Source organism: Rhodanobacter sp. DHB23 (assembly GCF_014842975.1).
Lineage (GTDB): Bacteria > Pseudomonadota > Gammaproteobacteria > Xanthomonadales > Rhodanobacteraceae > Rhodanobacter_A.
The window spans coordinates 518,589-540,010 of the sequence record NZ_JACYXK010000028.1; the positions used below are offsets into that span (position 1 = coordinate 518,589).

At 69.8% G+C, this 21,422-nt stretch carries 24 protein-coding genes and 1 other RNA gene; 6 read left to right on the forward strand and 19 right to left on the reverse strand.

Translation table 11 applies throughout. The annotated features are described in order from the left end of the window. Positions 1–22: 22 nt before the first annotated feature. The 14 genes from IHE47_RS14255 to IHE47_RS14320 all read right to left on the reverse strand — a co-directional run bounded on the left by IHE47_RS14255 (position 23) and on the right by IHE47_RS14320 (position 11,576). Entirely contained in the window at positions 23–964 is a 942-nt protein-coding gene (locus tag IHE47_RS14255) for a PIG-L family deacetylase (RefSeq protein ID WP_192106946.1), read from the reverse strand. Beyond that, entirely contained in the window at positions 955–1,890 is a 936-nt protein-coding gene (gene holB, locus IHE47_RS14260; RefSeq protein ID WP_192106948.1) for a DNA polymerase III subunit delta', read from the reverse strand. Before holB ends, IHE47_RS14255 begins: the two co-directional genes overlap by 10 nt. Continuing rightward, positions 1,887–2,522, reverse strand: a complete 636-nt coding sequence (gene tmk, locus IHE47_RS14265) for a dTMP kinase (RefSeq protein ID WP_192106949.1) — start codon at positions 2,520–2,522, stop codon at positions 1,887–1,889. The genes holB and tmk overlap by 4 nt, the downstream gene beginning before the upstream one ends. Then, the gene (gene mltG, locus IHE47_RS14270; protein ID WP_192106951.1) at positions 2,519–3,562 is read right to left on the reverse strand and encodes an endolytic transglycosylase MltG; all 1,044 of its coding nucleotides are present in this window, start codon (positions 3,560–3,562) and stop codon (positions 2,519–2,521) included. The genes tmk and mltG overlap by 4 nt, the downstream gene beginning before the upstream one ends. Continuing rightward, a complete protein-coding gene (gene pabC / locus IHE47_RS14275; protein ID WP_192106952.1) occupies positions 3,559–4,374 on the reverse strand; it encodes an aminodeoxychorismate lyase in 816 nt (271 codons plus the stop codon). Before pabC ends, mltG begins: the two co-directional genes overlap by 4 nt. Next, positions 4,371–5,717, reverse strand: coding sequence for an aminodeoxychorismate synthase component I (locus IHE47_RS14280; RefSeq protein ID WP_192106954.1), 1,347 nt, complete (start codon positions 5,715–5,717; stop codon positions 4,371–4,373). Before IHE47_RS14280 ends, pabC begins: the two co-directional genes overlap by 4 nt. A 1-nt stretch (position 5,718) precedes the next feature. Then, positions 5,719–6,957 (reverse strand): beta-ketoacyl-ACP synthase II, encoded by a 1,239-nt coding sequence (gene fabF / locus IHE47_RS14285; RefSeq protein ID WP_192106956.1) that lies wholly within the window; start codon positions 6,955–6,957, stop codon positions 5,719–5,721. Positions 6,958–7,146: 189 nt separating this feature from the next. Next, positions 7,147–7,386 (reverse strand): acyl carrier protein, encoded by a 240-nt coding sequence (gene acpP, locus IHE47_RS14290; RefSeq protein ID WP_007513179.1) that lies wholly within the window; start codon positions 7,384–7,386, stop codon positions 7,147–7,149. A 229-nt stretch (positions 7,387–7,615) separates the two neighbouring features. Beyond that, positions 7,616–8,359, reverse strand: a complete 744-nt coding sequence (fabG, locus tag IHE47_RS14295) for a 3-oxoacyl-ACP reductase FabG (protein ID WP_192106958.1) — start codon at positions 8,357–8,359, stop codon at positions 7,616–7,618. Between the two features lies 1 nt (position 8,360). Beyond that, positions 8,361–8,564 carry a DUF1737 domain-containing protein gene (locus IHE47_RS14300; protein WP_192106960.1) on the reverse strand — a complete coding sequence of 68 codons (204 nt, stop codon included), beginning with the start codon at positions 8,562–8,564 and terminating at the stop codon, positions 8,361–8,363. 15 nt (positions 8,565–8,579) lie between these two features. Then, positions 8,580–9,533, reverse strand: coding sequence for an ACP S-malonyltransferase (gene fabD, locus IHE47_RS14305; RefSeq protein ID WP_192106962.1), 954 nt, complete (start codon positions 9,531–9,533; stop codon positions 8,580–8,582). Positions 9,534–9,640: 107 nt separating this feature from the next. After that, the gene (locus IHE47_RS14310) at positions 9,641–10,615 is read right to left on the reverse strand and encodes a beta-ketoacyl-ACP synthase III (RefSeq protein ID WP_192106964.1); all 975 of its coding nucleotides are present in this window, start codon (positions 10,613–10,615) and stop codon (positions 9,641–9,643) included. Positions 10,616–10,799: 184 nt separating this feature from the next. Further along, complete coding sequence (gene rpmF, locus IHE47_RS14315) at positions 10,800–10,994, reverse strand: 50S ribosomal protein L32 (protein WP_192106966.1); 195 nt, start codon at positions 10,992–10,994, stop codon at positions 10,800–10,802. Positions 10,995–11,057: 63 nt separating this feature from the next. Next, positions 11,058–11,576: a YceD family protein gene (locus tag IHE47_RS14320; protein ID WP_192106968.1), complete on the reverse strand. Its 519-nt coding sequence runs from the start codon at positions 11,574–11,576 to the stop codon at positions 11,058–11,060. Positions 11,577–11,712: 136 nt separating this feature from the next. Here IHE47_RS14320 and IHE47_RS14325 point away from each other — a divergent pair, with 136 nt between their 5' ends. The 6 genes from IHE47_RS14325 to IHE47_RS14350 all read left to right on the forward strand — a co-directional run bounded on the left by IHE47_RS14325 (position 11,713) and on the right by IHE47_RS14350 (position 17,529). Further along, complete coding sequence (locus IHE47_RS14325) at positions 11,713–12,162, forward strand: hypothetical protein (protein WP_192106970.1); 450 nt, start codon at positions 11,713–11,715, stop codon at positions 12,160–12,162. Continuing rightward, positions 12,159–12,749, forward strand: coding sequence for a Maf family nucleotide pyrophosphatase (locus IHE47_RS14330; protein ID WP_192106972.1), 591 nt, complete (start codon positions 12,159–12,161; stop codon positions 12,747–12,749). Before IHE47_RS14325 ends, IHE47_RS14330 begins: the two co-directional genes overlap by 4 nt. A gap of 307 nt (positions 12,750–13,056) precedes the next feature. Next, complete coding sequence (locus tag IHE47_RS14335) at positions 13,057–14,004, forward strand: AAA family ATPase (RefSeq protein WP_192106974.1); 948 nt, start codon at positions 13,057–13,059, stop codon at positions 14,002–14,004. Then, positions 14,004–14,951: a DUF58 domain-containing protein gene (locus IHE47_RS14340; protein ID WP_192106976.1), complete on the forward strand. Its 948-nt coding sequence runs from the start codon at positions 14,004–14,006 to the stop codon at positions 14,949–14,951. The genes IHE47_RS14335 and IHE47_RS14340 overlap by 1 nt, the downstream gene beginning before the upstream one ends. Continuing rightward, positions 14,948–16,906 (forward strand): DUF3488 and transglutaminase-like domain-containing protein, encoded by a 1,959-nt coding sequence (locus tag IHE47_RS14345; protein ID WP_192106978.1) that lies wholly within the window; start codon positions 14,948–14,950, stop codon positions 16,904–16,906. The genes IHE47_RS14340 and IHE47_RS14345 overlap by 4 nt, the downstream gene beginning before the upstream one ends. Positions 16,907–16,950: 44 nt before the next feature. Continuing rightward, positions 16,951–17,529 (forward strand): Slp family lipoprotein, encoded by a 579-nt coding sequence (locus IHE47_RS14350; protein ID WP_192106980.1) that lies wholly within the window; start codon positions 16,951–16,953, stop codon positions 17,527–17,529. A gap of 66 nt (positions 17,530–17,595) precedes the next feature. On the opposite strand, the gene IHE47_RS14355 is transcribed toward IHE47_RS14350, so the two are convergent. From IHE47_RS14355 to ffs, 5 genes are all read right to left on the reverse strand, one after another. Further along, positions 17,596–17,940: a histidine triad nucleotide-binding protein gene (locus tag IHE47_RS14355; protein WP_192106982.1), complete on the reverse strand. Its 345-nt coding sequence runs from the start codon at positions 17,938–17,940 to the stop codon at positions 17,596–17,598. Between the two features lie 191 nt (positions 17,941–18,131). Then, positions 18,132–18,734, reverse strand: a complete 603-nt coding sequence (gene recR, locus IHE47_RS14360) for a recombination mediator RecR (protein ID WP_192106984.1) — start codon at positions 18,732–18,734, stop codon at positions 18,132–18,134. Between the two features lie 106 nt (positions 18,735–18,840). Continuing rightward, the gene (locus IHE47_RS14365; protein WP_192106986.1) at positions 18,841–19,164 is read right to left on the reverse strand and encodes a YbaB/EbfC family nucleoid-associated protein; all 324 of its coding nucleotides are present in this window, start codon (positions 19,162–19,164) and stop codon (positions 18,841–18,843) included. A gap of 15 nt (positions 19,165–19,179) precedes the next feature. Continuing rightward, positions 19,180–20,835: a DNA polymerase III subunit gamma/tau gene (dnaX, locus tag IHE47_RS14370; RefSeq protein ID WP_192106988.1), complete on the reverse strand. Its 1,656-nt coding sequence runs from the start codon at positions 20,833–20,835 to the stop codon at positions 19,180–19,182. A gap of 212 nt (positions 20,836–21,047) precedes the next feature. After that, positions 21,048–21,144, reverse strand: an RNA gene (ffs, locus tag IHE47_RS14375) — signal recognition particle sRNA small type. Positions 21,145–21,422: the final 278 nt, after the last annotated feature.

Genomic DNA, 21,422 nt, shown 5'->3' on the forward strand with positions numbered 1-21,422 from the left:
GGGCCGCCCGCCGCGCAAAGCCTCACAGCTCGCGCCAGCCCCAGTGGTCGAAGATCCACGGCGAAGGCAGCGCCAGCGACAGGCGCGCGAAGCACGCCTGGCCTGCCCGCGCAGCCGGCCAATCGAGCCGCCAGCCACCCTGCCCGTCGCGTTGCAACGGCGCATCGCGCCATGGCCATTGCCGTGCCTCGCCGGAAGCGGTGGCCACGGTCAGGCGCAGGCGTGGCCGCAACAGCGGCGACGGGCGCCATGGCAATGCCAGCCCCGCATCGGGCGGCACGGACGCGATCGGCGCATGGCGCTCCGGACGCCTGGCCAGCCGGCGGAGTCGCCCGCCGCTCAGGGCCAGCTGGGTTCCATAGGCGGCCAGCGCTTCCTCCTTGGCGGCCTGCTGCGCGGCGGTGCCGATAGCTCCGCACTCCGGCGCGGCATCGCCACGCCCGTGTACCAGGTAACCGAGCAAGGCCGGCGCATGCCCCTGCCGCACCAACGCCATGCGCAGCAATACATGCGCCGCGCCGTGGTCGGGATGGCGATCGGCCAGCGCCGGCATGGCGATCAGGTCGGGACGGAAATCCGCCAGCGCCGCCGCGAGTTCGGCCGGCGCCTGCCAATCCGGCTGCAACAGGCGGTCGAGCACGCCCATGTCCGGCCAGCCCAGCGCCTGCAGCGCCGAGGCCGGCACACCCAACCGCCGCAGCGCCGCCACGCACTCGGCGCGGCGACGGCGGCCCCAGCGCGCGCGCGCGTCCGCGCCGATGGACCAGCGCCGTTCCAGCCAGCGTTGCGGCCAGGGATTGTTGTCGCCGTCGGTGAGCAGCAGCACGCGCACCGCGCCGCCCGCCGCGAGCACGCGCTGGATCAGCAGGCCGTTGGCGAGGGTTTCGTCGTCGGGATGCGGCGCCAGCACCAGCAGGCGGGTTTGCGCCGTGAGGGTCGGGAAGGCCGACGCGCTCAGCGCCATTGCGCCAGCAGTTCCAGCAGCAGGAGGTCGCCGCGCAAGGGACCGCGCAAGGCATCGCGGGTGCGGTTGGCGGCGTCGTACCAGTGCGCCAGCGCCTCGCCGTCCATGCTGCTGGCCAGCGGCGGGGTCGCCTGCACGGCCTGCGCGCGGCGTTCGTCGGCCACCGCCTGCGCGGCGAACCACAGGCGCTGCGCGGCCTCGTCGTCCAGCCAGCGCCGCGCCATCTCGGCCGCCTGCCCGCGGCCGGCAGCCAGCGCGGCCAGGTCGCGGCGCACTTCAACGCGACGTTCCAGCGCGCCTTCCTGCGCCCACGCCAGCGCCAGGCCGGGATTGCCCAGCGCCGCTTCCAGCGCCTGCTGCGGTTGCGCCACGCCCTGCCCCTGCAGCCAGGCTTGCGCCTCCGCCGGCGGCGGCAGGTTGAATTCGATGCGCTGGCAGCGGCTGCGTATCGTCTGCGGCAGGCGCCAGGTCGCATCGGCCAGCAGGACCAGCATCGTGCGCGCGGAAGGTTCTTCCAGCGTCTTCAGCAGCGCATTCGCCGCCGCCGCGTTCATCGCGTCGGCCGGATCGATCAGCGCCACCTGCCAGCCGCCGAACTGGCTGCTCATCGCCAGCCGCGCGGACAGGTCGCGGATCTGCTCCACCACGATCTCGGTGCGCGGCGTGCCGTCCTTGCGCAGGCCGAAGCCGAGCATGACCACGTCGGGATGCGTGCCCGCTTCCAGCAGCAGGCAGCTGCGGCATTGCCCGCAGGCTTCGCCGCCCTGCGCACGCCCGCACAGCAGGCCGCGCACGAAGCGCCGCGCGAAGGCGCGCTTGCCCAATCCGGCCGGGCCGCACAGCAGCAGGGCGTGCGGCAACGCATCGCGCTCGCGGCGCGCCTGCAGGCGCGCCCAATCCGCCGCGTGCCAGGGCATCGCGCTCATGCCGCCGTTCCGAAGAGATGCGTGGTGGCGGCGATCGCGTCGCGCAGCACGGCCTCCGGCGATTGGCCGGCGTCGATCACGCGGAACCGCTGCGGTTCGGCGGCGGCACGTGCGCGGTACGCGGCACGCACGCGCTCGAAGAAACCATCCGCCTCGGCCTCGATGCGATCCGCCTCGCCACGGCCGGCGGCACGCGCGCGGCCATCCGCCACCGGCAGGTCGAGCAGCAGGGTAAGGTCGGACTTCAGCCCGGCGCAGGCCCACTGCTCCAGCGCGGCGATCCGTTCGGCCGGCTGGCCGCGGCCGCCGCCCTGGTAGGCGTAGCTGGCGTCCACGTAGCGGTCGCACAGCACCCAGCGGCCTGCCGCCAGCGCGGGCTCCAGTGTTTCGCGCACCAGTTGCGCACGCGAGGCGAACATCAGCAGCAGCTCGCTCTCCGCGCACATCGCACGTTGCGCCGGATCGAGCAGGATGCCGCGCACCCGTTCGCCCAGCCCGGTGCCGCCCGGCTCGCGCGCGAGCAGCAGGTCGACGCCGCGGCTTTCCAGGTGTGCGCGCAAGCCCGCCAGCAAGGTGCTCTTGCCCGCGCCTTCGCCGCCTTCGAGGGTGATGAATCGGCCGCGTCCGGTCATGGGTTGCAGTGCTTCAACTGGTAACAGGCCACGTTGCTGTTTTGCTGGTCGAGGGTATCGGCGAACACGTGCGTGCCGTCGCCCTTCGCCACGAAGTACAACGCGGTGCCCGGTTCGGGATGCAGCGCGGCCATGATCGCCGGCTTGCCCGGCATCGCGATCGGCGTGGGCGGCAGGCCCGGACGGGTATAGGTGTTGTAGGGCGTGTCGGTGGTGAGGTCGCTCTTGTGGATCTTGCCCTGGTAGCTGTCGCCCATGCCGTAGATCACGCTGGGATCGGTCTGCAGCAACATGTGGTTCTGCAGGCGGCGCACGAACACCCCGGCGATCTTCGCGCGCTCGTCGGCGCGGCCGGTTTCCTTCTCCACGATGGAGGCGAGGATCAGCGCGTCGTAGGGCGCGGCCAGCGGCAGGTCCTTGTCGCGCTGCGGCCACAGCTCGTCCAGCGTCCTGGCCATCGCGGCGTGGGCGCGCTTGAGGACGTCGAGGTCGCTGTCGCCCTTCACGTAGGCGTAGCTCTCGGGCAGGAAGCGCCCTTCCGGCTGTTCGCCCGCGGCACCGATCTTCTGCATGATCGCGGCATCGCCGAGGCCGGCGGTGTCGTGCCTTAGCTTGTCCGCCTTGGCCAGCGCCGCCAGCACATCGCGGAAGGTCCAGCCGTCGACGATGGTGAAATTGCGTTGCAACACCTTGCCCGCGGCCATGCTGGCCAGGAGCTGGCGCGGCGTGATGCCGACGGGCGTGGCGTACTCGCCTGCGTGCAACCTGCCCGTCACGTGCATCTGCACCGCCAGCAGGCGCCAGTACAGCGGCGAGGCGTTGCTCAAGCGCTGCGCGCGCAACTGGCCCACGATCTCCTTGAAGCTGCTGCCGCGGCCGATGTCGATGCTTTCGCCACTCGCCGAGACGCCCAGCGGCGCGTCGCCGAAGCGGCTGAAGTCGCGCCAGCCCCATACCGCGGCGCCGATCAGCGCCAGCAGCAGTACCAGGATGGCGTTGCGCCAGACGACACGTCCGCGCGAGGTGGTGCTTCGAGTCATGCCTGCTCCATCGGAAAGCCGAGTCCGCGCCAATGCGCCTGCATCGTGCGGGCCACCGGGCCGGGAGCGAACACCCTATCGCCCACGGCCTGAACAGGCAGGATGCCGCGAACGCTGGAGCTTAGGAAGAGCTCGCCGGCAGCGAGGCACTCGGCCAGCGGCAGATCGCGCACCTGCGCCTGCGGCAGCACAGCCAGCAATTCGGCGCGCAGCACGCCGGCCACGCCGCAGCGATCCACGCGCGGCGTCACCGGCACGCCGTCGATCACCGCAAACAGGTTGGCCGCTGTGGCCGAGATCGCGTTGCCATGCAGATCGCACAGCAGGCCCTCGGCGATCGCCGGATCGTTCCACTCGGCGCGCGCCAGCACCTGCTCCAGCCGGTTGAGATGCTTGATGCCGGCCAGCAGTGGCTGCACGGCGAGGCGCGTTTCGCACAGATGCAGCCGCACGCCGTCGCGGTACGCCGCCACGGCCACTTCCGGCATGGCGAATGCGGCCACGATGCGGGTGGGCTGCGGCGCCGCGGGCGTCGCATAACCGCGTGCACCGACGCCGCGGGTGAGCGTGATGCGCAACACGGCATCCGCCATGCCTTGCGTTGCCGCCCTGGCTTCCCGCAACAGCAATGCGGCATCGGGCGCGGGCAGGCGCAGCCGCCCGCAGCCTTGCGCCAGCCGTTGCATGTGGCGCGTCCACAACGGGGCGGCGCCATCCACGAAGCGGATCGTCTCAAACAGGCCGTCGCCGTAGAGCAGACCGCGATCCAGCGCGGCGACGTCGTCTTGCTGCCGGCCATTCACCAGCATCATGCGTCCGTCGCTCCCAGCGCGCGCAGCAGGCCGCGCGCCTTGGCGCGGGTTTCGTCGAGTTCCTTCTCCGCCACCGAATCGGCCACGATGCCGGCACCCGCGCGCAGGCTCACCGTGTCGCCGGCCAGGGTCAGCGTGCGGATCAGGATGTTGAGGTCGAGGTCGCCGTTGCGATCCAGGTAACCCAGCGCGCCGGTGTAGGCGCCGCGCGGTGCATCCTCCAGCGCGGCGATGATCTCCATGCAGCGCACCTTGGGACAGCCGGTGATGGTGCCGCCGGGGAACACCGCGGCAATCGCCTGCCCCGGCGTCACGCCTGCGCGCAGGCGGCCGCGCACGTTGGAGACGATGTGGTGCACGTGGGCATAACTCTCCACCACCATCAGCTCGTCCACCTCGACCGTACCGGGCACGCAGACGCGGCCCAGGTCGTTGCGCTCGAGGTCGATCAACATCACGTGCTCGGCACGCTCTTTGGGATGCGCGGCCAATTCGCGGATGCGCGCCCCATCGTCGTCGCCGGCGGTGCGCGGACGGGTGCCGGCGATCGGGCGCGTCTGCGCGAGACCGTCGCGCACTTCCACCAGCCGCTCCGGTGAGGAACTGGCGATCGCCCAGCCCGGTTGTTGCAGCAGGCCCGCGAACGGCGCGGGGTTGGCGCGGCGCAAGGCGGCATGCAGCGCCGCCGGTGCCGGCCGTTCGTCGTAGTGCGCACGCCATGCGCGCGACAGGTTCACCTGGAAGATGTCGCCTGCGCGCAGGTGTTCGTGGATGCGTGCCACGCCGTCGAGGAAGCGTTGCGGATCGTCCTCGACCAGTTGCGCTGGGGAAGGCAAGGCGGGAACCGACGGCGTCGCCGCCAGATCGGCTTCCAGCGCATCAAGCAGGTGTTCGTTGCCCCGCTCGGCCACCAGCACGGTGCAGTCGCGCGCGTGGTCGACGATCACCGCCGCCGGGCAGCGCAAGGCCAGTGCCACCGGCAGCACGGCATCGGCGAGCAGCTGCAGCTTCGGTTCGATCTCGCCCGCCAGCTCGTAGCCCAGCAGCAGCGCCCAACCACCGTGGAACGGCAGGCCGTCGTCGTCGCGCGGCAGGCGTTCCGCCCGCCATGCGTCATCCAGCGCATCGAGGAAACGCGTGCCCACCACTTCACCGGCGGCATTGCGCACGACACCGTCCGCGGCCAGCGTCAGGCTGCCCTGAGGAAACGCGAACAGAATGTCGAAGCGTGCCTGCGGCGTACCGTGCAGCACGCTTTCGAGCAGGCAGGGATAGCGCTGCGGAAATGCAGCGGCCGGCGCGAGCAGATCGCGCCGGCCGTCGAGGATGCGACGATGCGTCACGTCAAACGCGACGGAACGCCAGCGTGCCGTTGGTGCCGCCGAAGCCGAACGAGTTGGAGATCACCACGTCGAGCTTGGCCTCGCGCGCGGTGTGCGCCACGAAGTCGAGGTCGCAGCCTTCGCCCGGCTCGTCGAGGTTGATCGTGGGCGGCAGCACCTGGTCGCGCAGCGCGAGGATGGAGAAGATCGCCTCCACGCCGCCGGCTGCGCCCAGCAGGTGGCCGGTCACCGACTTGGTCGAGCTCATCGCCAGCTTGTACGCGTGGTCGCCGAACACGCGCTTGGCGGCCAGCACTTCGCCGAGGTCGCCCAGCGGCGTCGAGGTGCCGTGCGCGTTGATGTATTGCACGTCGGCAGGGTTGAGGCCGGCGTCCTTCAACGCGCTTTCCATGCAGCGCGCCGCACCCTCGCCACCCTCGCTGGGCGCGGTGATGTGGTAGGCGTCGCCGCTCATGCCGAAGCCGACGAGCTCCGCGTAGATGCGCGCGCCGCGCGCCTTGGCGTGTTCGTACTCTTCCAGCACCAGCACGCCGGCGCCGTCGGACAACACGAAGCCGTCGCGGTCCTTGTCCCACGGACGGCTGGCCTTGCCCGGCTCGTCGTTGCGGGTGGACATCGCCTTGGCCGAGCAGAAGCCCGCCATCGCCGTGCCGGTGGTGGCGAACTCGGCGCCGCCGGCGATCATCACGTCGGCATCGCCGTACTGGATCATCCGCGCGGCCAGGCCGATGTTGTGCGTGCCGGTGGTGCAGGCGGTGACGCAGGCGATGTTCGGGCCCTTCAGGCCGAACATGATCGACAGGTGGCCCGACACCATGTTGATGATCGACGAGGGCACGAAGAACGGTGACACGCGGCGCGGGCCCTTGTCGTGCAGTTCGATCGAGGTGTGCTCGATGGTGTGCAGGCCGCCGATGCCGGCCGCCACCGCCACGCCGATGCGCGGCGCGTTGGCCTCGGTCACTTCCAGCCCGGAATCCTTCAGCGCCTGCGTGCCCGCGGCGATGCCGTAGTGGATGAAGGGATCCATCTTCTTGATCTCTTTCGGCGCGATCCACTGCGCCGGATCGAAATCCTTCACCTGGCCGGCGATGCGCGTGGCATAGGTGGCCGCATCGAAATGGGTCACCGGGCCGATGCCGCTGGCACCCTTGAGGATGTTGTCCCAGGCCGTGGGCAGGTCGTTGCCGACCGGCGAGATGATGCCCATGCCGGTGACTACCACGCGTCGCTTGCTCATGCTGTTTTCCTTCGTGTTGCGGGGAGCCGGCTCGCGGCCGTCGCCCTTCGTTCGCGGATGCACGCGGCCAGGCCGCACCATACGGGATCGGACGTTACAGATTGCAGAAACGAAAACTGCGCCATGTCGGCGCAGCTTCCGGTACCGCTTGCGAAGCAGTGGCGCATCGCGCCCGCCTGCGTCGCCCGATCAATCCTTGGAGTGGGCCTTGATGTAGTCCACGGCCTGCTGCACGGTGGTGATCTTCTCGGCGTCTTCGTCCGGGATCTCGGTCTCGAACTCTTCTTCCAGCGCCATCACCAGCTCGACGGTGTCGAGCGAGTCGGCGCCCAGATCGTCCACGAACGAAGCGTTCGCCGTGACTTCATCTTCCTTCACGCCCAGCTGCTCGACGACGATCTTCTTGACGCGCTCTTCGATGGTGCTCATTGCAAATCTCCCACGGGGAATGTGTTGTGCGCCGGCTTGCGGCCGGCAAAGACCGGCGGATTGTAGTGGCTAAGCCGCAGGGCCGCCATGCATCCCGCCAATGTTGCGGTACCGGCCTTGCGGCCGAAACGAAAACGCGATTGTCGCCGAAAATTCGACCATGCGCGACAGTTTTGGCATGCGTTGCCGTATGGACTCGGCGGCGTTTGAAACTGCCGCATCGCCTCCATCAGGGCATGTACATGCCGCCGTTGACGTGCAGCGTTTCGCCGGTGATGTAGGCCGCGGCGGGCGACGCGAGGAAGCCCACCGCCTTGGCGATGTCGCTGGCATCGCCCAGCCGGCCCAGCGCGATCTGGCCGAGCAGGCCTTCCTTCGCCGACTCCGGCAGCGCGCGCGTCATGTCGGTGTCGATGAAGCCCGGCGCCACCACGTTCACGGTGATGCCGCGCGAACCGATCTCGCGCGCCAGCGACTTGGAGAACGCGATGATGCCGGCCTTGGCCGCCGCGTAGTTGGACTGGCCCGGGTTGCCGGTGAGGCCGATCACCGAGGCGATCGAGATGATGCGCCCCTTGCGCGCCTTCATCATGCCGCGCATCACCGCCTTGCTGGTGCGGAACACCGAGCTGAGGTTGGTGTCGAGGATGGCCTGCCAGTCCGCCTCCGGCATGCGCATCAGCAACTGGTCGCGGGTGATACCCGCGTTGTTGACCAGGATGCTCACCGCGCCGAACTCCTTGGCGATGCCGTCGATCAGCGCTTCCACCGCGGCGGTGTCGACCACGTCCAGCACGCGGCCATGGCCGCCGCGCGCAGCCAGCCGCTCGCCGATGGCGGCCGCACCGTTTTCGCTGGTGGCCGTGCCGATCACGGTGGCGCCCATCGCCGCCAGCTCGTCCGCGATCGCCGCGCCGATGCCGCGGCTGGCGCCGGTGACCAGCGCGATTTCACCTTGCAGAATTGCACTCATGTCAGTTCTCGTGGGTTGTGTGATGCGACGGCCAGACCACGGCCTGCGCGACAATGACCGACTTGCCGTCGAAGGTTGCGGCAGGGGATCCGTACAGCGTATAGCCCAGCGCCAATGCTTCGCTCACCCTCCGGCAGAACGCGGAGTCGTCCGGGCCGGTAAGCAATCGATATGCAGGCAGCCCCTCGGGTGGCGATGATTTCACGCGTACGACTCCGGATCAGGGGTTCTGCCAGTCGCCTTGCGTCTGGGCAAGTTCGGCAGGCATACCGATGGCGCGCGCTTCCAGCGATTTGTCGATGCGCTTGACCAAGCCGGCCAGCACCTTGCCCGGGCCGCACTCGGCGATGCGCGTGGCGCCGCCGGCGGCCAGCGCCTGCACGCATTCGGTCCAGCGCACCGGCAGGTAGAGCTGGCGCTGCAGCGCGCCGCGGATGTCTTCGATGTTGTCGTAACGCTTCGCCTCGGCGTTCTGCACCACCGGGATCGCCGGCAACTGCCACGACAGCGCAGCCATGCGCTCGCCCAGCCTGTCGGCGGCATCGCGCATCAGCATGCAGTGCGAAGGCACCGACACGGCGAGCTTCACCGCCTTCTTCACGCCCAGCTCGGCGAGCCTGGCCAGCGCGCGATCCACCGCCTCGGCGTTGCCCGCGATCACCAGCTGGCCCGGCGAGTTGTAGTTGGCCGGCGCCACCACCTGGCCTTGCGCGACTTCTTCGCACACCTGTGCGATCTGCGCGTCGTCGCCACCGAGGATGGCCGCCATCGCGCCGGTGCCCGCCGGCACCGCCGCCTGCATCAGGCGACCGCGTTCAGCCACCAGCGCCGCCGCATCGTGCAGCGACAAGGCACCTGCGCAGACCAGCGCGCTGTACTCGCCGAGGCTGTGGCCGGACAACTGCACAGGCTGCGCGCCACCGAGCTTCTGCCACACGCGCCACACCGCCACGCTGGCGGCGAGCAGCGCGGGCTGCGTGTTCTCGGTGCGGTTGAGCTGGTCTTCCGGCCCCTGCTGGCTGAGCTCCCACAGATCCACGCCCGCGCCCTGCGAAGCCTCGTCGAAGCTCGCCTTCACCTCGCCATGCGCGGCGGCCAGTTCGGCCAGCATGCCGACCGATTGCGAACCCTGGCCGGGGAAGACGAAGGCGAGATGGGAATGGGCGGCAGTCATGCAGGTTTCTCCAACGGAAAAGCTCAAGGCCTCCGCCCCGGGTCCGCACCCACATTGCTGGAGATGGGGAAACCCGGGCTGGAGGTTTCGGACGAATCGCGAGTCGATCAGTAGCGCAGCAGCGCCGAGGCCCAGGTGAAGCCGCCGCCGAACGCTTCCAGCAGCAGGTTCTGGCCGCGCTGCACCTTGCCCGAGCGCACCGCGTAATCCAGTGCCAGCGGCACCGAGCCGGACGAAGTATTGGCGTGCTGGTCGACGGTGACGATCACGCGGTCCATCGGCATCTCCAGCCGCTTCGCGGTGGCTTCGATGATGCGCAGGTTGGCCTGGTGCGGGATCAGCCAGTCGATGTCGGCCTCGTGCATGCCGGCGGCTTCCAGCGTCTCGCCGACCAGCGAATCCAGCGTCTTCACCGCGACCTTGAACACTTCGCGGCCGGCCATCTTGATGCGCACGCCGTGGTTGGGCTCGTCCTTGAAGCCGACGGACACGCCCACCGGGTTCCACAGCAGTTCCTTGTAGCCGCCATCGGCGTGCATGCAGGTGGCGTAGATGCCGGGCTCGCTGGAGGCTTCCAGCACTACCGCACCGGCGCCGTCGCCGAACAGCACGCAGGTCTCGCGCTCGTTCCAGTCGACCATGCGGGTCAGCGTCTCGGCGCCGATCACCAGCACCTTCTTCGACTGGCCGCTCTTGATGAACTTGTCGGCGATGCCCAGCGCATACATGAAGCCCGAGCAGGCGGCATTGACGTCGAACGCCGCGCAACCGTTCGCGCCAAGGCGCTGCTGCACCAGGCAGGCGGTGGACGGGAAGATGATGTCGGGCGTGGTCGTGCCGAGCACGATCAGGTCCAGTTCGGCGGCCTTCACGCCGGCCGCTTCCAGCGCACGCTGGGCGGCGAGGAAGGCCAGGTCGCCCGTGGTCTCACCGTCGGCGGCAATGTGACGCTGGCGGATGCCGGTACGGGTGCGGATCCATTCGTCGCTGGTGTCGACGATCTTCTCCAGATCGGCGTTGCTGACGGCGCGCTCGGGCAGTGCGCTGCCGGTGGCGATGATGCGGGAGTAGATCGGGGCCATTCCGTTTTCCGTGGTACGCAAACCGTGCATTGAACGCCCTGCGCGGCGCATGCGCAACCGTCCGGACGGCGGGAGTCCGGGCGACGGGAAGCGCCCGGCGTGCCGAAACGCGAAACGGCGCGTCGCCGCGCCGTTTCGTTCGATGCCTGCAGCCGGATTCCGCGCAGGGAACCCGCGAGCGCGATCAGTCCTCGACCGACACGGCGCCCTTGGTCTCGATGACCTTCTTGCCGCGGTAGAAACCGTCGGCGGTGACGTGGTGGCGCAGGTGCACCTCGCCGCTGGTCGGGTCGGTGGACAGCTGCACGGTCTTCAGCTTGTCGTGCGCGCGACGCATGCCGCGGGTGGACGGGGTACGGCGGCTCTTGGCAACGGCCATGGTAGTTCTCCAACTGAACCTGTTTCGATGTTCACATGATCGGGGCCGCATGCCCCGACCGGCTTACTTCTTCAGTTCGCGCAACACCGCGAACGGATTGTTCTCGCGCGACTGCGCCTCGTCCTGTTCCGGCTCGCCGCCATCCACCAGCGCGTCGGGCAGGCTGCTGTCCGGGTTCACCGGCACCAGCGGCAAGGCCAGCAGCAACTCGTCCTCGATCACGTCCGCCGGATGCAGGCGACCGTCCTCGGGCACCAGCAGCGGCTCGCAACCCGGCGGCAAACCCGCCTCGTCGCGCTCCTGCCGGATCAGGCCGAGCCGGCTGTCCACCGCCACCGGCAACACGAACGGCTCAAGCGTACGCTGGCAGATCATCGCCAGCGACGCCTGTGCATGGACATCCACGTAGTCCGTGCCCAGCCCGTCGCGGCCGAAATCCAGCCGGTAACGCACCTCGCCTTCGTCGCCGGCCAAGGCGCTGCACAAGCGCCCCAGATCGGCTACCGGCATCGATCCTTCGAACGAACGCCGCGCCGAAACCATGCGCCAAGCGTCCACGGACTCTGGCAGTGTCACGGACATAATCGGCGAATGGTAAGTTCGTGGACGACCGAAGTCAACCGACAATCAAGCGCTTGCGTCGTCCGTTTCGTGCATTTTGCCTGATCCGCCCCGCATGCGGCAGACTGCACGCCCATCCCGTCCGAAGCCTTGCCGCGTGAACCTTCCCCTGACGCTGGGCGTGCTCGCGCTGCTGATCCTGGTCGCCGCGTCGATCTGGGCGCTGACCTCGCGCCGCTGGCAGAACCGGCGCGCCGCCGACCTGCAGCAGTTGCTGGACCTCGCCGATCGGCTGGAAAACGACCTGAAAAGCTGCCGCGCCGGCCTGCAACAGGCCCACGCGGTCATGGCGACCAACCCCGACCTGCCTGCCGCCAGCGAACAGGACGCCCGCCATGCGATCGACGCCGGCCTGCAGGCACTGCTGCGCCAGCGCATCTGGATCCGCGACCGCGCCGCCCGCGCCAGCCAGCAGGAACTCGACGAGACCGCGGCCGCCATGCGTGCCAGCCGCGACCGCCTGCAACCGCTGCAGCAGGCGCTGGACGCCGCCCAGCGCGACCTGGACAGCGCGATGCGCGAACACATCCACCGCGACGTCGAATGAACACTCCCGCGCCCCGCATCGTGCTCGCCTCCACCTCGCGCTACCGCGCCGAACTGCTGCGCCGCCTGCTGCCGGAGTTCGAGCAGCGCGCCCCCGGCACCAACGAGGCCGCCCTGCCCGGCGAAGCGCCGGCCGCGCGCGCGGCACGGCTCGCCCTCGCCAAGGCCGTGGCTGCCGCAGGCGATTTCCGCGATGCGCTGGTGGTCGGCTCCGACCAGGTCGCCGAGCTGGACGACGAGACGCTGGACAAGCCGGGCAGCGCGGCGAACGCACGCGCCCAGCTCGCCGCCAGCTCCGGCCGCGTGGTGCATTTCCACACCGCGTTGTGCCTGCTCGACACCCGCAACGGCCACCACCAGTCGCATGTCGACCGCACCCACGTGCACTTCCGCACACTCGACGCTGCGGAAATCGAACGCTACGTGGCACACGAACAACCGCTGGACTGCGCTGGCAGCTTCAAGTGCGAGGGACTGGGCATCAGCCTGTTCGAACGCATCGAGAGCGAGGACCCCAGCGCGTTGATCGGCCTGCCGTTGATCGCACTGGCGCGGATGCTGCGCTCGGCAGGCGTTGCCGTGCCCTGAGAGCCTGTTCACGGTCTCCCCATAGCCCGCGCGAGGAGCTGTTTGCACGCAGGCCCAGCCAAGGAAGAGTGAAGGTACGCGGGGAGAGTCCATGGATGGACTCGGCTTTGAGGAGCGAGGAGTGGACGTCCGTCCACGACTGAGTGATGACGCCGGCATGCCGGCAAGCTGACCCGGCCCTCCGGGTTGCCTGGCCATGGGGAGATCGTAAACAGGCTCTGAAGCCGCGCGTACCGCAAACCGGGTACGCTGCTGCATTCGCCGCCGCAGGGCGGCCACCACCCACGAACTGCCGCGAGTCCGCTTGATGAGCCAGCCCCTGCCCGCCATCCCGCCTGCCGACGAACTGCGCCAGCGCCTTGTCGCCGCCGAGGCACAGCTCAACCAGGTGGTGTTGGGCAAGGCGCGGCAGGTGAAACAGGCGCTGGCCTGCCTGATCGCCGGCGGCCACCTGCTGCTGGAAGACGTGCCGGGCGTAGGGAAGACCACGCTGGCGCACGCGCTGGCGGCCAGCTTCGCGCTGGAATTCCAGCGCGTGCAGTTCACCAGCGACCTGCTGCCCTCGGACATCCTCGGCGTCAGCGTGTACGAGCGCGAGACTGGCCAGTTCCGCTTCCACCCCGGCCCGATCTTCGGCGGCCTGCTGCTGGCCGACGAGATCAACCGCGCCACGCCCAAGACGCAGAGCGCGCTACTGGAGGCGATGGCCGAAGGCCAGGTCACCGTGGATGGCCAGACCCACGCGCTGCCGCAACCGTTCTTCGTGGTGGCGACGCAGAACCCGCTGGACCTGGCCGGCACCTTCCCGCTGCCTGATTCGCAGCTCGACCGCTTCATGCTGCGGCTGTCGCTGGGCTATCCCGACCCGGCCGCCGAGCGCGAGCTGCTCACCGGCAGCGACCGCCACGACCTGCTGGCCAGGCTGGCGCCCGCGCTGGACGGCACCGCCCTGCTCGCGCTGCGCAGGCAGGCGCAGGCCGTCACCACCAGTCCCGCCCTGCTCGACTACCTGCAGGCACTGCTCGCCGCCAGCCGCCGCCATGCCGACATCCGCAACGGCCTGTCGCCGCGCGCCGGACTGTCCCTGCTCGCCGCCGCGCGCGCATGGGCCTTGCTGCACAAGCGCGCCTACGTGCTGCCGGAAGACCTGCAGGCGTTGTTCGTGCCACTGGCCGCGCACCGGCTGGTGGCCATGCGCGGCGCCAGCGGCGATGCGCTGGCGCGCCAGCTCCTCGCCGAGGTGGCGGTGGACTGATGCGCGCCGCCCTGCGCCGGCTCGCGCAACGCGCCGAACGCCGCCTGCCCGCGCTCACCCGCCTGCGCCAGCCCGAGCCGTTGCCGATCGAACTGGACCGGCGGCGCATCTACATCGTGCCCAGCGCCTTCGGACTCGCCTTCGGCGTGCTGCTGCTGGTGATGCTGGTCGGCGCGCTCAACTACGCGAACAACGCCGCCCTGCTGCTGACCTGCCTGCTCGGCGCGGCCTGCGCGTCCAGCATGCTGCTCGCCTTCCGCACGCTGGACGGGCTGCGCCTGCGCGGCATCCGCGCCGGCCATGCCTTCGCCGGCGAACCGCTGGAACTGACGCTGGATTTCTCCGCGCCACGTCCGCGCCAGGCGGTGCGGCTGGACTGCGCGGGCGAAACGCACGCCTTCGCCGTGGACGGCAGCACCGAATTGAAACTGCACCTGCCCACCAGCTGGCGCGGCTGGCAGGAGCTGCCCCGGCTGCGCATCTGGAGCACCTGGCCGCTGGGCCTGTTCCGCGCCTGGAGCTGGCTGCGCCCGCAGCAGTCCGTGCTGGTGTGGCCGCGTCCGGAATCCGGCGGCCCGCCGCCGCTCCTGCCCTCCGGCGCCCAGGAACGACTGCGCCCGCAGCCGGGCGAGGAACTGGCCGCCCTGCGCGACTACCGCCGCGGCGACGCGCCCCGCCACATCGCATGGAAGGCCAGCGCGCGCCACCACGACCTGCTGGTGAAGGACTTCGATCGCCCCGCGCCCCGCGAAGCCTGGCTGCTGGATTGGAACGCCCTGCGTTCGTTCGACGCCGAGACACGCATCGCCCGCCTCGCGCGCTGGCTGGGCGAGGCGGAGGCGCAGGGCCGCCGCTACAGCCTGCAATTGCCGGGCGGACGCATCGACGTCGGCAGCGGTCCCACGCATTACGCGCGCTGCATGGACGCGCTGGCATTGTTGCCATGAACGCGACCGCCGCCACGCCGCTGGATACGCGCAGCTTCGATCTCGTGGCGCTGGCCTTCGCCGCCGCGCTGGCACTGCAGATGCCGCACCAGCCATGGTGGCTCGGCGCGCCGCTGGCGCTGGTCATCGGCCTGCGCTGGTGGCAACGCCGGCAACGTCGCGCGCACACGCCCATGTGGCTGAAGCTGCCGCTGCTCGCATTGCTGGTGCTGGCCGTCGTCGGCCGCTATGGCAACGTGTTCGGGCAGGCGCCCGGCACCGCCCTGGCGGTGGGCCTGCTGGCGCTGAAGCTGCTGGAAACCGAAACCATGCGCGACGCCCGCGTGGGCATGGGCTTCGCCTGCTTCACCCTGATGGCGGCGTTGCTGTCCGACCAGAGCCTGCTCGCCACCATCGCGGTGGCGCTGGGCCTGCTGCCGCCGCTGGCGGCGCTGCGCTCGCTGGAGCCGGGACGACGGGTGCCCGCCGCGCTGTGGCGCGAACTGCTGCCCGGCATGGCCCTGCTGGCGGCGGCGCTGCCGCTGGCCGCGCTGGCCTTCCTGCTGGTGCCGCGGCTCGGCTCGCCGCTGTGGGGGTCTCCGAACAGTGCCGAACAACGCAGCGGCCTTGCCGACAGCATGACGCCGGCCGGCTTCACCCAGTTGCTGATCGACGACAGTCCCGCGCTGCGCGTGAGCTTCGACGGCCCGCCACCGCTGCCCGAACAGCGCTACTTCCGCGCCTTCGTGATGGGCGATTACGACGGCGCCAGCTGGACGTATGGCGACGTGGCCGACCAGCCGCCGGTGGCCATCGAGGTCGCGCACAGCGTCCGCTACCACATCAGCCTGGAACCGACCCGCGGACGCGTGCTGCCCACGCTGGACGTTCCGCTGGCCGCGCCGCCCGAAGCCAGCCTGCGCCGCGATCGCGTGGTGATCGCCGACAAGCCGGTGGACACGTTGCGCGACTACACGCTGGCCTCCGCCACCGTCTACCGGCTGGAACCGCAACTGGGCCGCCACCGCGCGCGCTGGCTGCAACTGCCCGACGGCTTCAACCCCCGCACGCTGGCGCTGGGCCAGTCGTGGCGCCGGCAATACGGTGACGACGCTGCCGCCATCGTGCAGGCCGCGCTGACCTTGTTCCACGACGGCGGCTTCCGCTACACGCTGGCACCCGCGCCGCTGGGCCGCGATGCGATGGACGACTTCCTGTTCGACACGCACGAGGGCTTCTGCGAGCACTACGCGTCCGCCTTCACCGTGCTGATGCGCGCCGCCGGCATCCCCGCCCGCGTGGTCACCGGCTACCAGGGCGGCTACTGGAACGCGCTGGGCAACTACCTGCTGGTGCGCAACGCCGATGCGCATGCATGGAGCGAGGTATGGCTGGCCGGCCGCGGCTGGGTGCGCGTGGATCCCACCGCCGCCGTGCGCCCGCAGCGCATCGACCTCGGCGCCGCCGCCGCGGCCCCCGGCGGCCAGTTGCCGTGGTACCAGAGCGGCTGGCTGCAAGCGCTGCGCAACCACTGGGACATCGTCAACCGCTGGTGGAACCTGGGCGTTAACGGCTTCGACGCGTTGCGCCAGCGCGGCCTGCTGAGGCCGTTCGGCGTCAGCGAGACGGAGACCTCCACGCTGGCCGCGCTGCTCGCCGCATCCTGCGTGCTGGCCATGCTGGCCGGACTGGCGTGGGTGTGGCGGCGCAGCGAACCGGAAGACCCCGCACGCGCCGCGTTGCGCAGGCTGGAACGCAAGCTGGCACGCATGGGCGTGACGCGTGCGAACGGCGAAGGCCCTCGCGATTTCCTGCAACGCGCCGCGCGCAGCTTGCCGGCGCAGCGCGGCAGGCTGGTCCAACTGATGCAGCACTACCTCGAACTGCGCTATGCCCATGCCGAACCCACTGCTGAATCCCTTCGCGCACTGCAACGTGCGGTCCGGGATTTTCCTGTCAGCCGCGTGGTCAAATGAACGTTAACCGGATAGCCCCACAATCACGTGATGGAGAAAGCGCCATGTCCTCCCTGTATCGCCCTCTCGCACTAGTCGCAGGCGTCGCCCTGCTGGGTGGCTGCGCGACCATGCCGCAGCCGCTGCAAGGCAACTACGCCAACGTCACCAGCACCTCCGCCCAGCAGGGCGGCGCCAGCGGCACCCGCGTGCGCTGGGGCGGCGAGATCATCAAGACCGAACCGGGTGCGCAGGAAACCTGCTTCTACATCCTCGCCCGCCCGCTGGACGGCCAGGCCCGTCCCGAACCGGGCAGCGCGGGCGACAGCCAGGGTCGCTTCGTCGCCTGCCACAGCGGCTTCTACGATCCCGAAGTGTTCACCCGCGGCCGCGAGATGACCGTGACCGGCACCATCAACGGCACGGTGTCGAAGAAGGTGGGCGAATACAGCTATCCCTATCCGCGCGTGGAGGCCGACGTGGTGTACCTGTGGCCGAAGCGCCCGATCTACGTGGGCACGCCCTACCCGCCGGGCTTCTACGATCCGTTCTGGGGTCCGTGGGGTCCCTGGGGCTATGGCCCGTACTGGGGCGGCGGCCCGCGCGTGATCGTGGTACGACCGGCGCCCCCGCCGGCCAAGTGATCGGCATGCACACGAAAAAGCCGGCCCGCGTGGCCGGCTTTTTCGTGTGCCCGGGGCCACCGGCCGTCAGCCGGGCGGCCACCCCAGGTGCCGCCCGGCCAGCAGGTGCACATGCAGGTGGTACACGGTCTGGCCGCCGTATTCGCGGCAGTTGTTCACCACGCGATAGCCCTGCTCGGCATAGCCCTCGCGCCGCGCGTATCCGGCGGCGGCCAGCAGCAGGCGGCCCAGCAAGGCGGCATCCTCCGGCTTCGCATCGTCCAGCGTGGGGATGGCCTTCTTCGGGATGAACAGCACGTGCAGCGGCGCCTGCGGATTCAGGTCGCGGAACGCCAGCACCTCGTCGTCCTCGTAGACGATGTCGGCTGGGATTTCGCGCCGGATGATCTTGCCGAAAATCGTATCGCCCATGTCATCGTCCCGATTTTTTGAAGAGTGCGGCCAAGGATGGCCGCCCGTCTGATTTTCGCGATCATGGATGATCGCAAGGTCAGAGCAAAGTGCGGCCAAGGATGGCCGCCTGTTTGATCTTCGCGATCACGGATGTTCGCAGGGCCAGAACAAAGTGCAGCCAGGGATGGCCGCCCGTTTGATCTTCGCGATCACGGATGATCGCAGGGCATCCTTCCGCCGAACGCATGCGCCAGCGTGCCGCGGTCCACGTATTCCAGCTCGCCCCCCAGCGGCACGCCGTGCGCCAGCCGCGTGGGCCGCACGCCGCCGGCACGCGCCAGTTGCGCCAGGTAGTGCGCGGTGGCCTCGCCTTCCACGGTGGGATTGGTGGCGATGATGAGCTCTTCCACCTCGCCCTCGCCCAGGCGTTGCGCGAGTTGCGCCAGGCCCAGCTCCTCCGGCCCCAGCCCATCCAGCGGCGACAGCCGGCCATGCAGCACGAAGTAGTGCCCGCGGTAGCCGGTGGCCTGCTCGATGGCCGCGAGGTCCACCGGCGACTCCACCACGCACAGCAGGTGGTGGTCTCGCGTGCTGCCGGCGCAGGTCGCGCACAGCGGCTCCTCGCTGAAATCGCGGCAGCGCGCGCAACGCCCGATGCGCTGCATCGCCTCGCGCAAGGCGTCGGCCAGCTTCAGCCCGCGCTCGCGGTCGCGCTCCAGCAGATGGAAGGCCATGCGCTGCGCGCTCTTGCCGCCCACGCCGGGCAGGCAGCGCAGCGCTTCGATGAGGCTGGACAGGAGGAGGGAGGTCATTTGCGACGGGATTCGGGATGGCGGGATCAGGGATACGGAAAAGCGGAACTTGGCTGGATTGCGGCTCTTTCCGAATCCCCAATCCCGAATCCCGATTCCCGGCTCTTCAGAACGGCATCTTGAAGCCCGGCGGCAGGCTCATGCCGGCGGTGACGTTGCCCATCCGGTCGCGGCTGGCCTGGGCCACCTTGTTCACCGCGTCGTTGATCGCGGCGGCGACCAGGTCCTCGGCCATCTCCGGGTCGTCGGCGAAGGTCTGGCGGTCGATCGCCACCTTGCGCACCTCGTGTGCGCCGCTCATCGTCACGCTGACCAGGCCGCCACCGGCGCTGCCGGTGACTTCCAGCTTGGCGATCTCTTCCTGCGCGCGCTTCATGTCTTCCTGCATGCGCTGGGCCTGCTGCATCAGCTGGCCGATCTGACCTCTCATCGCACTACTCCGTCATCAACTGCCAAAGGGTTTCACCGACTGCGGCACCACGCGGGCGCCGAAGTCGCGTTTCATGGATTGCACGAAGGGATCGTCGGCGATGGACTGCTCGGCCGCCGCCTGCGCCGCATCGCGCGCCTGCGTGGCGCGCGCGGCCGGCGTGGCGGACGCCGCCGACTTGTCGATGTCGACGAAGCGCAGCTTGATGCGTTCGCCCAGCGCGCTGCTGATGCGTTCTTCCATCTGGCTGAGCATCGGCTCCACCGCCATGCCCATGTGCGCCGGCTGCAAGGCCAGCACCAGGGTGTTGCCATCGCGTTCGCGCAGCACCGCGTTCTGCGCCAGCACGCCGAACGGGCCGCGCAGGCCGGCCTGTTCGATCAGGCTCTCCCAGTGCGGCAAGCCGTTGGCGTCACGCAAGGGTGCAGCCGGGGCCGGTTCGCGCACGGCGGGTGCCGGCGTAGCAACAGGTGGCGCAGCGCGATAGGCCGGCGCCGGTGGTGCGGCCGGCGCCACGCTGCGCACGGGCGCCGCCGCAGGTCGGGGAGCCGGCGCCGCGCGCTCCGCCATCGGCTGCGCTGCCTCGTCGCCGGGACGGAACGCCAGCATGCGCAGCAGCGCCATCTCGAAGCCGGTGCGCGCGTCGGGCGCCAGCGCGAGGTCGCGGCGGCCGCCGATGGCGATCTGGTAATAGAGCTGCACGTCCTCCGGCGCGATGCGCGCGGCCAGCGCGTGCAAGGCCTCGCCGTCGGATTCATCGTCGCCCCGGTAGCCGGGGATCAGCTGGATCAGCTGCAGCCGGTGCAGCACGCCGGCAAGGTCGTCCAGCACGCCGCCGAAATCCGGCGAGTACGAGGCGATCTGCGCGCACTCGGCGAGCAGGCGCGCGCCGTCGCCGTCGGCCAAGGCATCCAGCACGCCCAGCACCTGGCCGCGCGCCACGCTGCCCAGCATGGTGCGCACGTCGTCGGCGTGCAGCGAACCACCACCGTAGGCAATGGCCTGGTCGAGCAGCGACAGGCCGTCGCGCAGCGAGCCGTCGGCGCCGCGCGCCAGTTCCTCGATCGCGGCGTCCTCGTAGGCGATGTTCTCGGCGCCGAGGATGTGCCGCATCTGGCCGGCGATCTGCTCGGGCAGCAGGCGTTTCAGGTTGAACTTCAGGCAGCGCGACAGCACGGTCACCGGCAGCTTCTGGGGGTCGGTGGTGGCGAGCAGGAACTTCACGTGCGGCGGCGGCTCTTCCAGCGTCTTCAAGAGCGCGTTGAACGCCGGTTTGGAGAGCATGTGCACCTCGTCCACCAGGTACACCTTGAAGCGGCCGCGCGACGGCGCGTACTGCGCGTTCTCGATCACCTCGCGCACGTCGTCCACGCCGGTGTTGCTGGCCGCGTCGATTTCGAGCAGGTCCACGAAACGGCCTTCGTCCACCGCCGTGCACACCGCGCACTCGCCGCAGGGATCGGCCGACTCGCCGCGCTCGCAGTTCAGCGACTTGGCGAAGATGCGCGCGATGGTGGTCTTGCCCACGCCGCGCGTGCCGGTGAACAGGTAGGCATGGTGCATGCGTCCGGTGTCCAGCGCGTTGGTGAGCGCGCGCACCACGTGCTCCTGCCCCACCAGTTCGGCGAACTTGCGCGGGCGCCATTTGCGGGCGAGGACTTGATAGGACATGGGCGACGTTCACCGTAAAGCGAATGGCGATTGTGCCAAGGTGGGGGCTACAAGTCAGTAAAGCCATTGTGTGTCGCGAGCACCCGCCCCTCGTCCCAACCTTCTCCCCGGCAAGGAGAAGGGGCAAGCGTGCCGTGCGGATTCGCCTTTGCCAGCCATCGGCCTGCGGATGGACCGAGGCTCTCGGAAAGGCCGACTCTAAATGGCGGCGGCCCCGCCAGCCACACCCCGGCACCCGAATCATCCACTACCGTTGCTTCCTTCCGGACCTGGCGGGGTTTGCGGACTATCGTCGCGGGGGGACCGACGGGGCCACCATGAAAATGTCGATGCGCATGCCTGCTGCACGACGCGGATCGAACCGGCACGGGAGGATCGGCGAGAGGCCATCCGTCCGTTCGGGCCGCGCATTGTGCCCCAGATCGGACATGCAACTCAAGGCGTGCTTCCGGCGCGCGCAGGCAGGTGTTTACCGGCATGGACGCCGGCGCGCATCCGCGTGCCATCCTGCGGCAAGGCCGGGCACGACGGCAGCCGTCCCTGCACGCTGTTTCCGGCGCATCGGGAACTGCGCCCGATGCATTTCC

What these genes read in the sequence shown, in the direction of transcription:
- IHE47_RS14255 (WP_192106946.1), bottom strand. Translation starts at nt 964, where the DNA reads ATGGCGCTGAGCGCGTCGGCCTTCCCGACCCTCACGGCGCAAACCCGC.
- holB (WP_192106948.1), bottom strand. Translation starts at nt 1,890, where the DNA reads ATGAGCGCGATGCCCTGGCACGCGGCGGATTGGGCGCGCCTGCAGGCG.
- tmk (WP_192106949.1), bottom strand. Translation starts at nt 2,522, where the DNA reads ATGACCGGACGCGGCCGATTCATCACCCTCGAAGGCGGCGAAGGCGCG.
- mltG (WP_192106951.1), bottom strand. Translation starts at nt 3,562, where the DNA reads ATGACTCGAAGCACCACCTCGCGCGGACGTGTCGTCTGGCGCAACGCC.
- pabC (WP_192106952.1), bottom strand. Translation starts at nt 4,374, where the DNA reads ATGATGCTGGTGAATGGCCGGCAGCAAGACGACGTCGCCGCGCTGGAT.
- fabF (WP_192106956.1), bottom strand. Translation starts at nt 6,957, where the DNA reads ATGAGCAAGCGACGCGTGGTAGTCACCGGCATGGGCATCATCTCGCCG.
- acpP (WP_007513179.1), bottom strand. Translation starts at nt 7,386, where the DNA reads ATGAGCACCATCGAAGAGCGCGTCAAGAAGATCGTCGTCGAGCAGCTG.
- fabG (WP_192106958.1), bottom strand. Translation starts at nt 8,359, where the DNA reads ATGAGTGCAATTCTGCAAGGTGAAATCGCGCTGGTCACCGGCGCCAGC.
- fabD (WP_192106962.1), bottom strand. Translation starts at nt 9,533, where the DNA reads ATGACTGCCGCCCATTCCCATCTCGCCTTCGTCTTCCCCGGCCAGGGT.
- IHE47_RS14310 (WP_192106964.1), bottom strand. Translation starts at nt 10,615, where the DNA reads ATGGCCCCGATCTACTCCCGCATCATCGCCACCGGCAGCGCACTGCCC.
- rpmF (WP_192106966.1), bottom strand. Translation starts at nt 10,994, where the DNA reads ATGGCCGTTGCCAAGAGCCGCCGTACCCCGTCCACCCGCGGCATGCGT.
- IHE47_RS14320 (WP_192106968.1), bottom strand. Translation starts at nt 11,576, where the DNA reads ATGTCCGTGACACTGCCAGAGTCCGTGGACGCTTGGCGCATGGTTTCG.
- IHE47_RS14330 (WP_192106972.1), top strand. Translation starts at nt 12,159, where the DNA reads ATGAACACTCCCGCGCCCCGCATCGTGCTCGCCTCCACCTCGCGCTAC.
- IHE47_RS14335 (WP_192106974.1), top strand. Translation starts at nt 13,057, where the DNA reads ATGAGCCAGCCCCTGCCCGCCATCCCGCCTGCCGACGAACTGCGCCAG.
- IHE47_RS14340 (WP_192106976.1), top strand. Translation starts at nt 14,004, where the DNA reads ATGCGCGCCGCCCTGCGCCGGCTCGCGCAACGCGCCGAACGCCGCCTG.
- IHE47_RS14345 (WP_192106978.1), top strand. Translation starts at nt 14,948, where the DNA reads ATGAACGCGACCGCCGCCACGCCGCTGGATACGCGCAGCTTCGATCTC.
- IHE47_RS14350 (WP_192106980.1), top strand. Translation starts at nt 16,951, where the DNA reads ATGTCCTCCCTGTATCGCCCTCTCGCACTAGTCGCAGGCGTCGCCCTG.
- IHE47_RS14355 (WP_192106982.1), bottom strand. Translation starts at nt 17,940, where the DNA reads ATGGGCGATACGATTTTCGGCAAGATCATCCGGCGCGAAATCCCAGCC.
- recR (WP_192106984.1), bottom strand. Translation starts at nt 18,734, where the DNA reads ATGACCTCCCTCCTCCTGTCCAGCCTCATCGAAGCGCTGCGCTGCCTG.
- IHE47_RS14365 (WP_192106986.1), bottom strand. Translation starts at nt 19,164, where the DNA reads ATGAGAGGTCAGATCGGCCAGCTGATGCAGCAGGCCCAGCGCATGCAG.
- dnaX (WP_192106988.1), bottom strand. Translation starts at nt 20,835, where the DNA reads ATGTCCTATCAAGTCCTCGCCCGCAAATGGCGCCCGCGCAAGTTCGCC.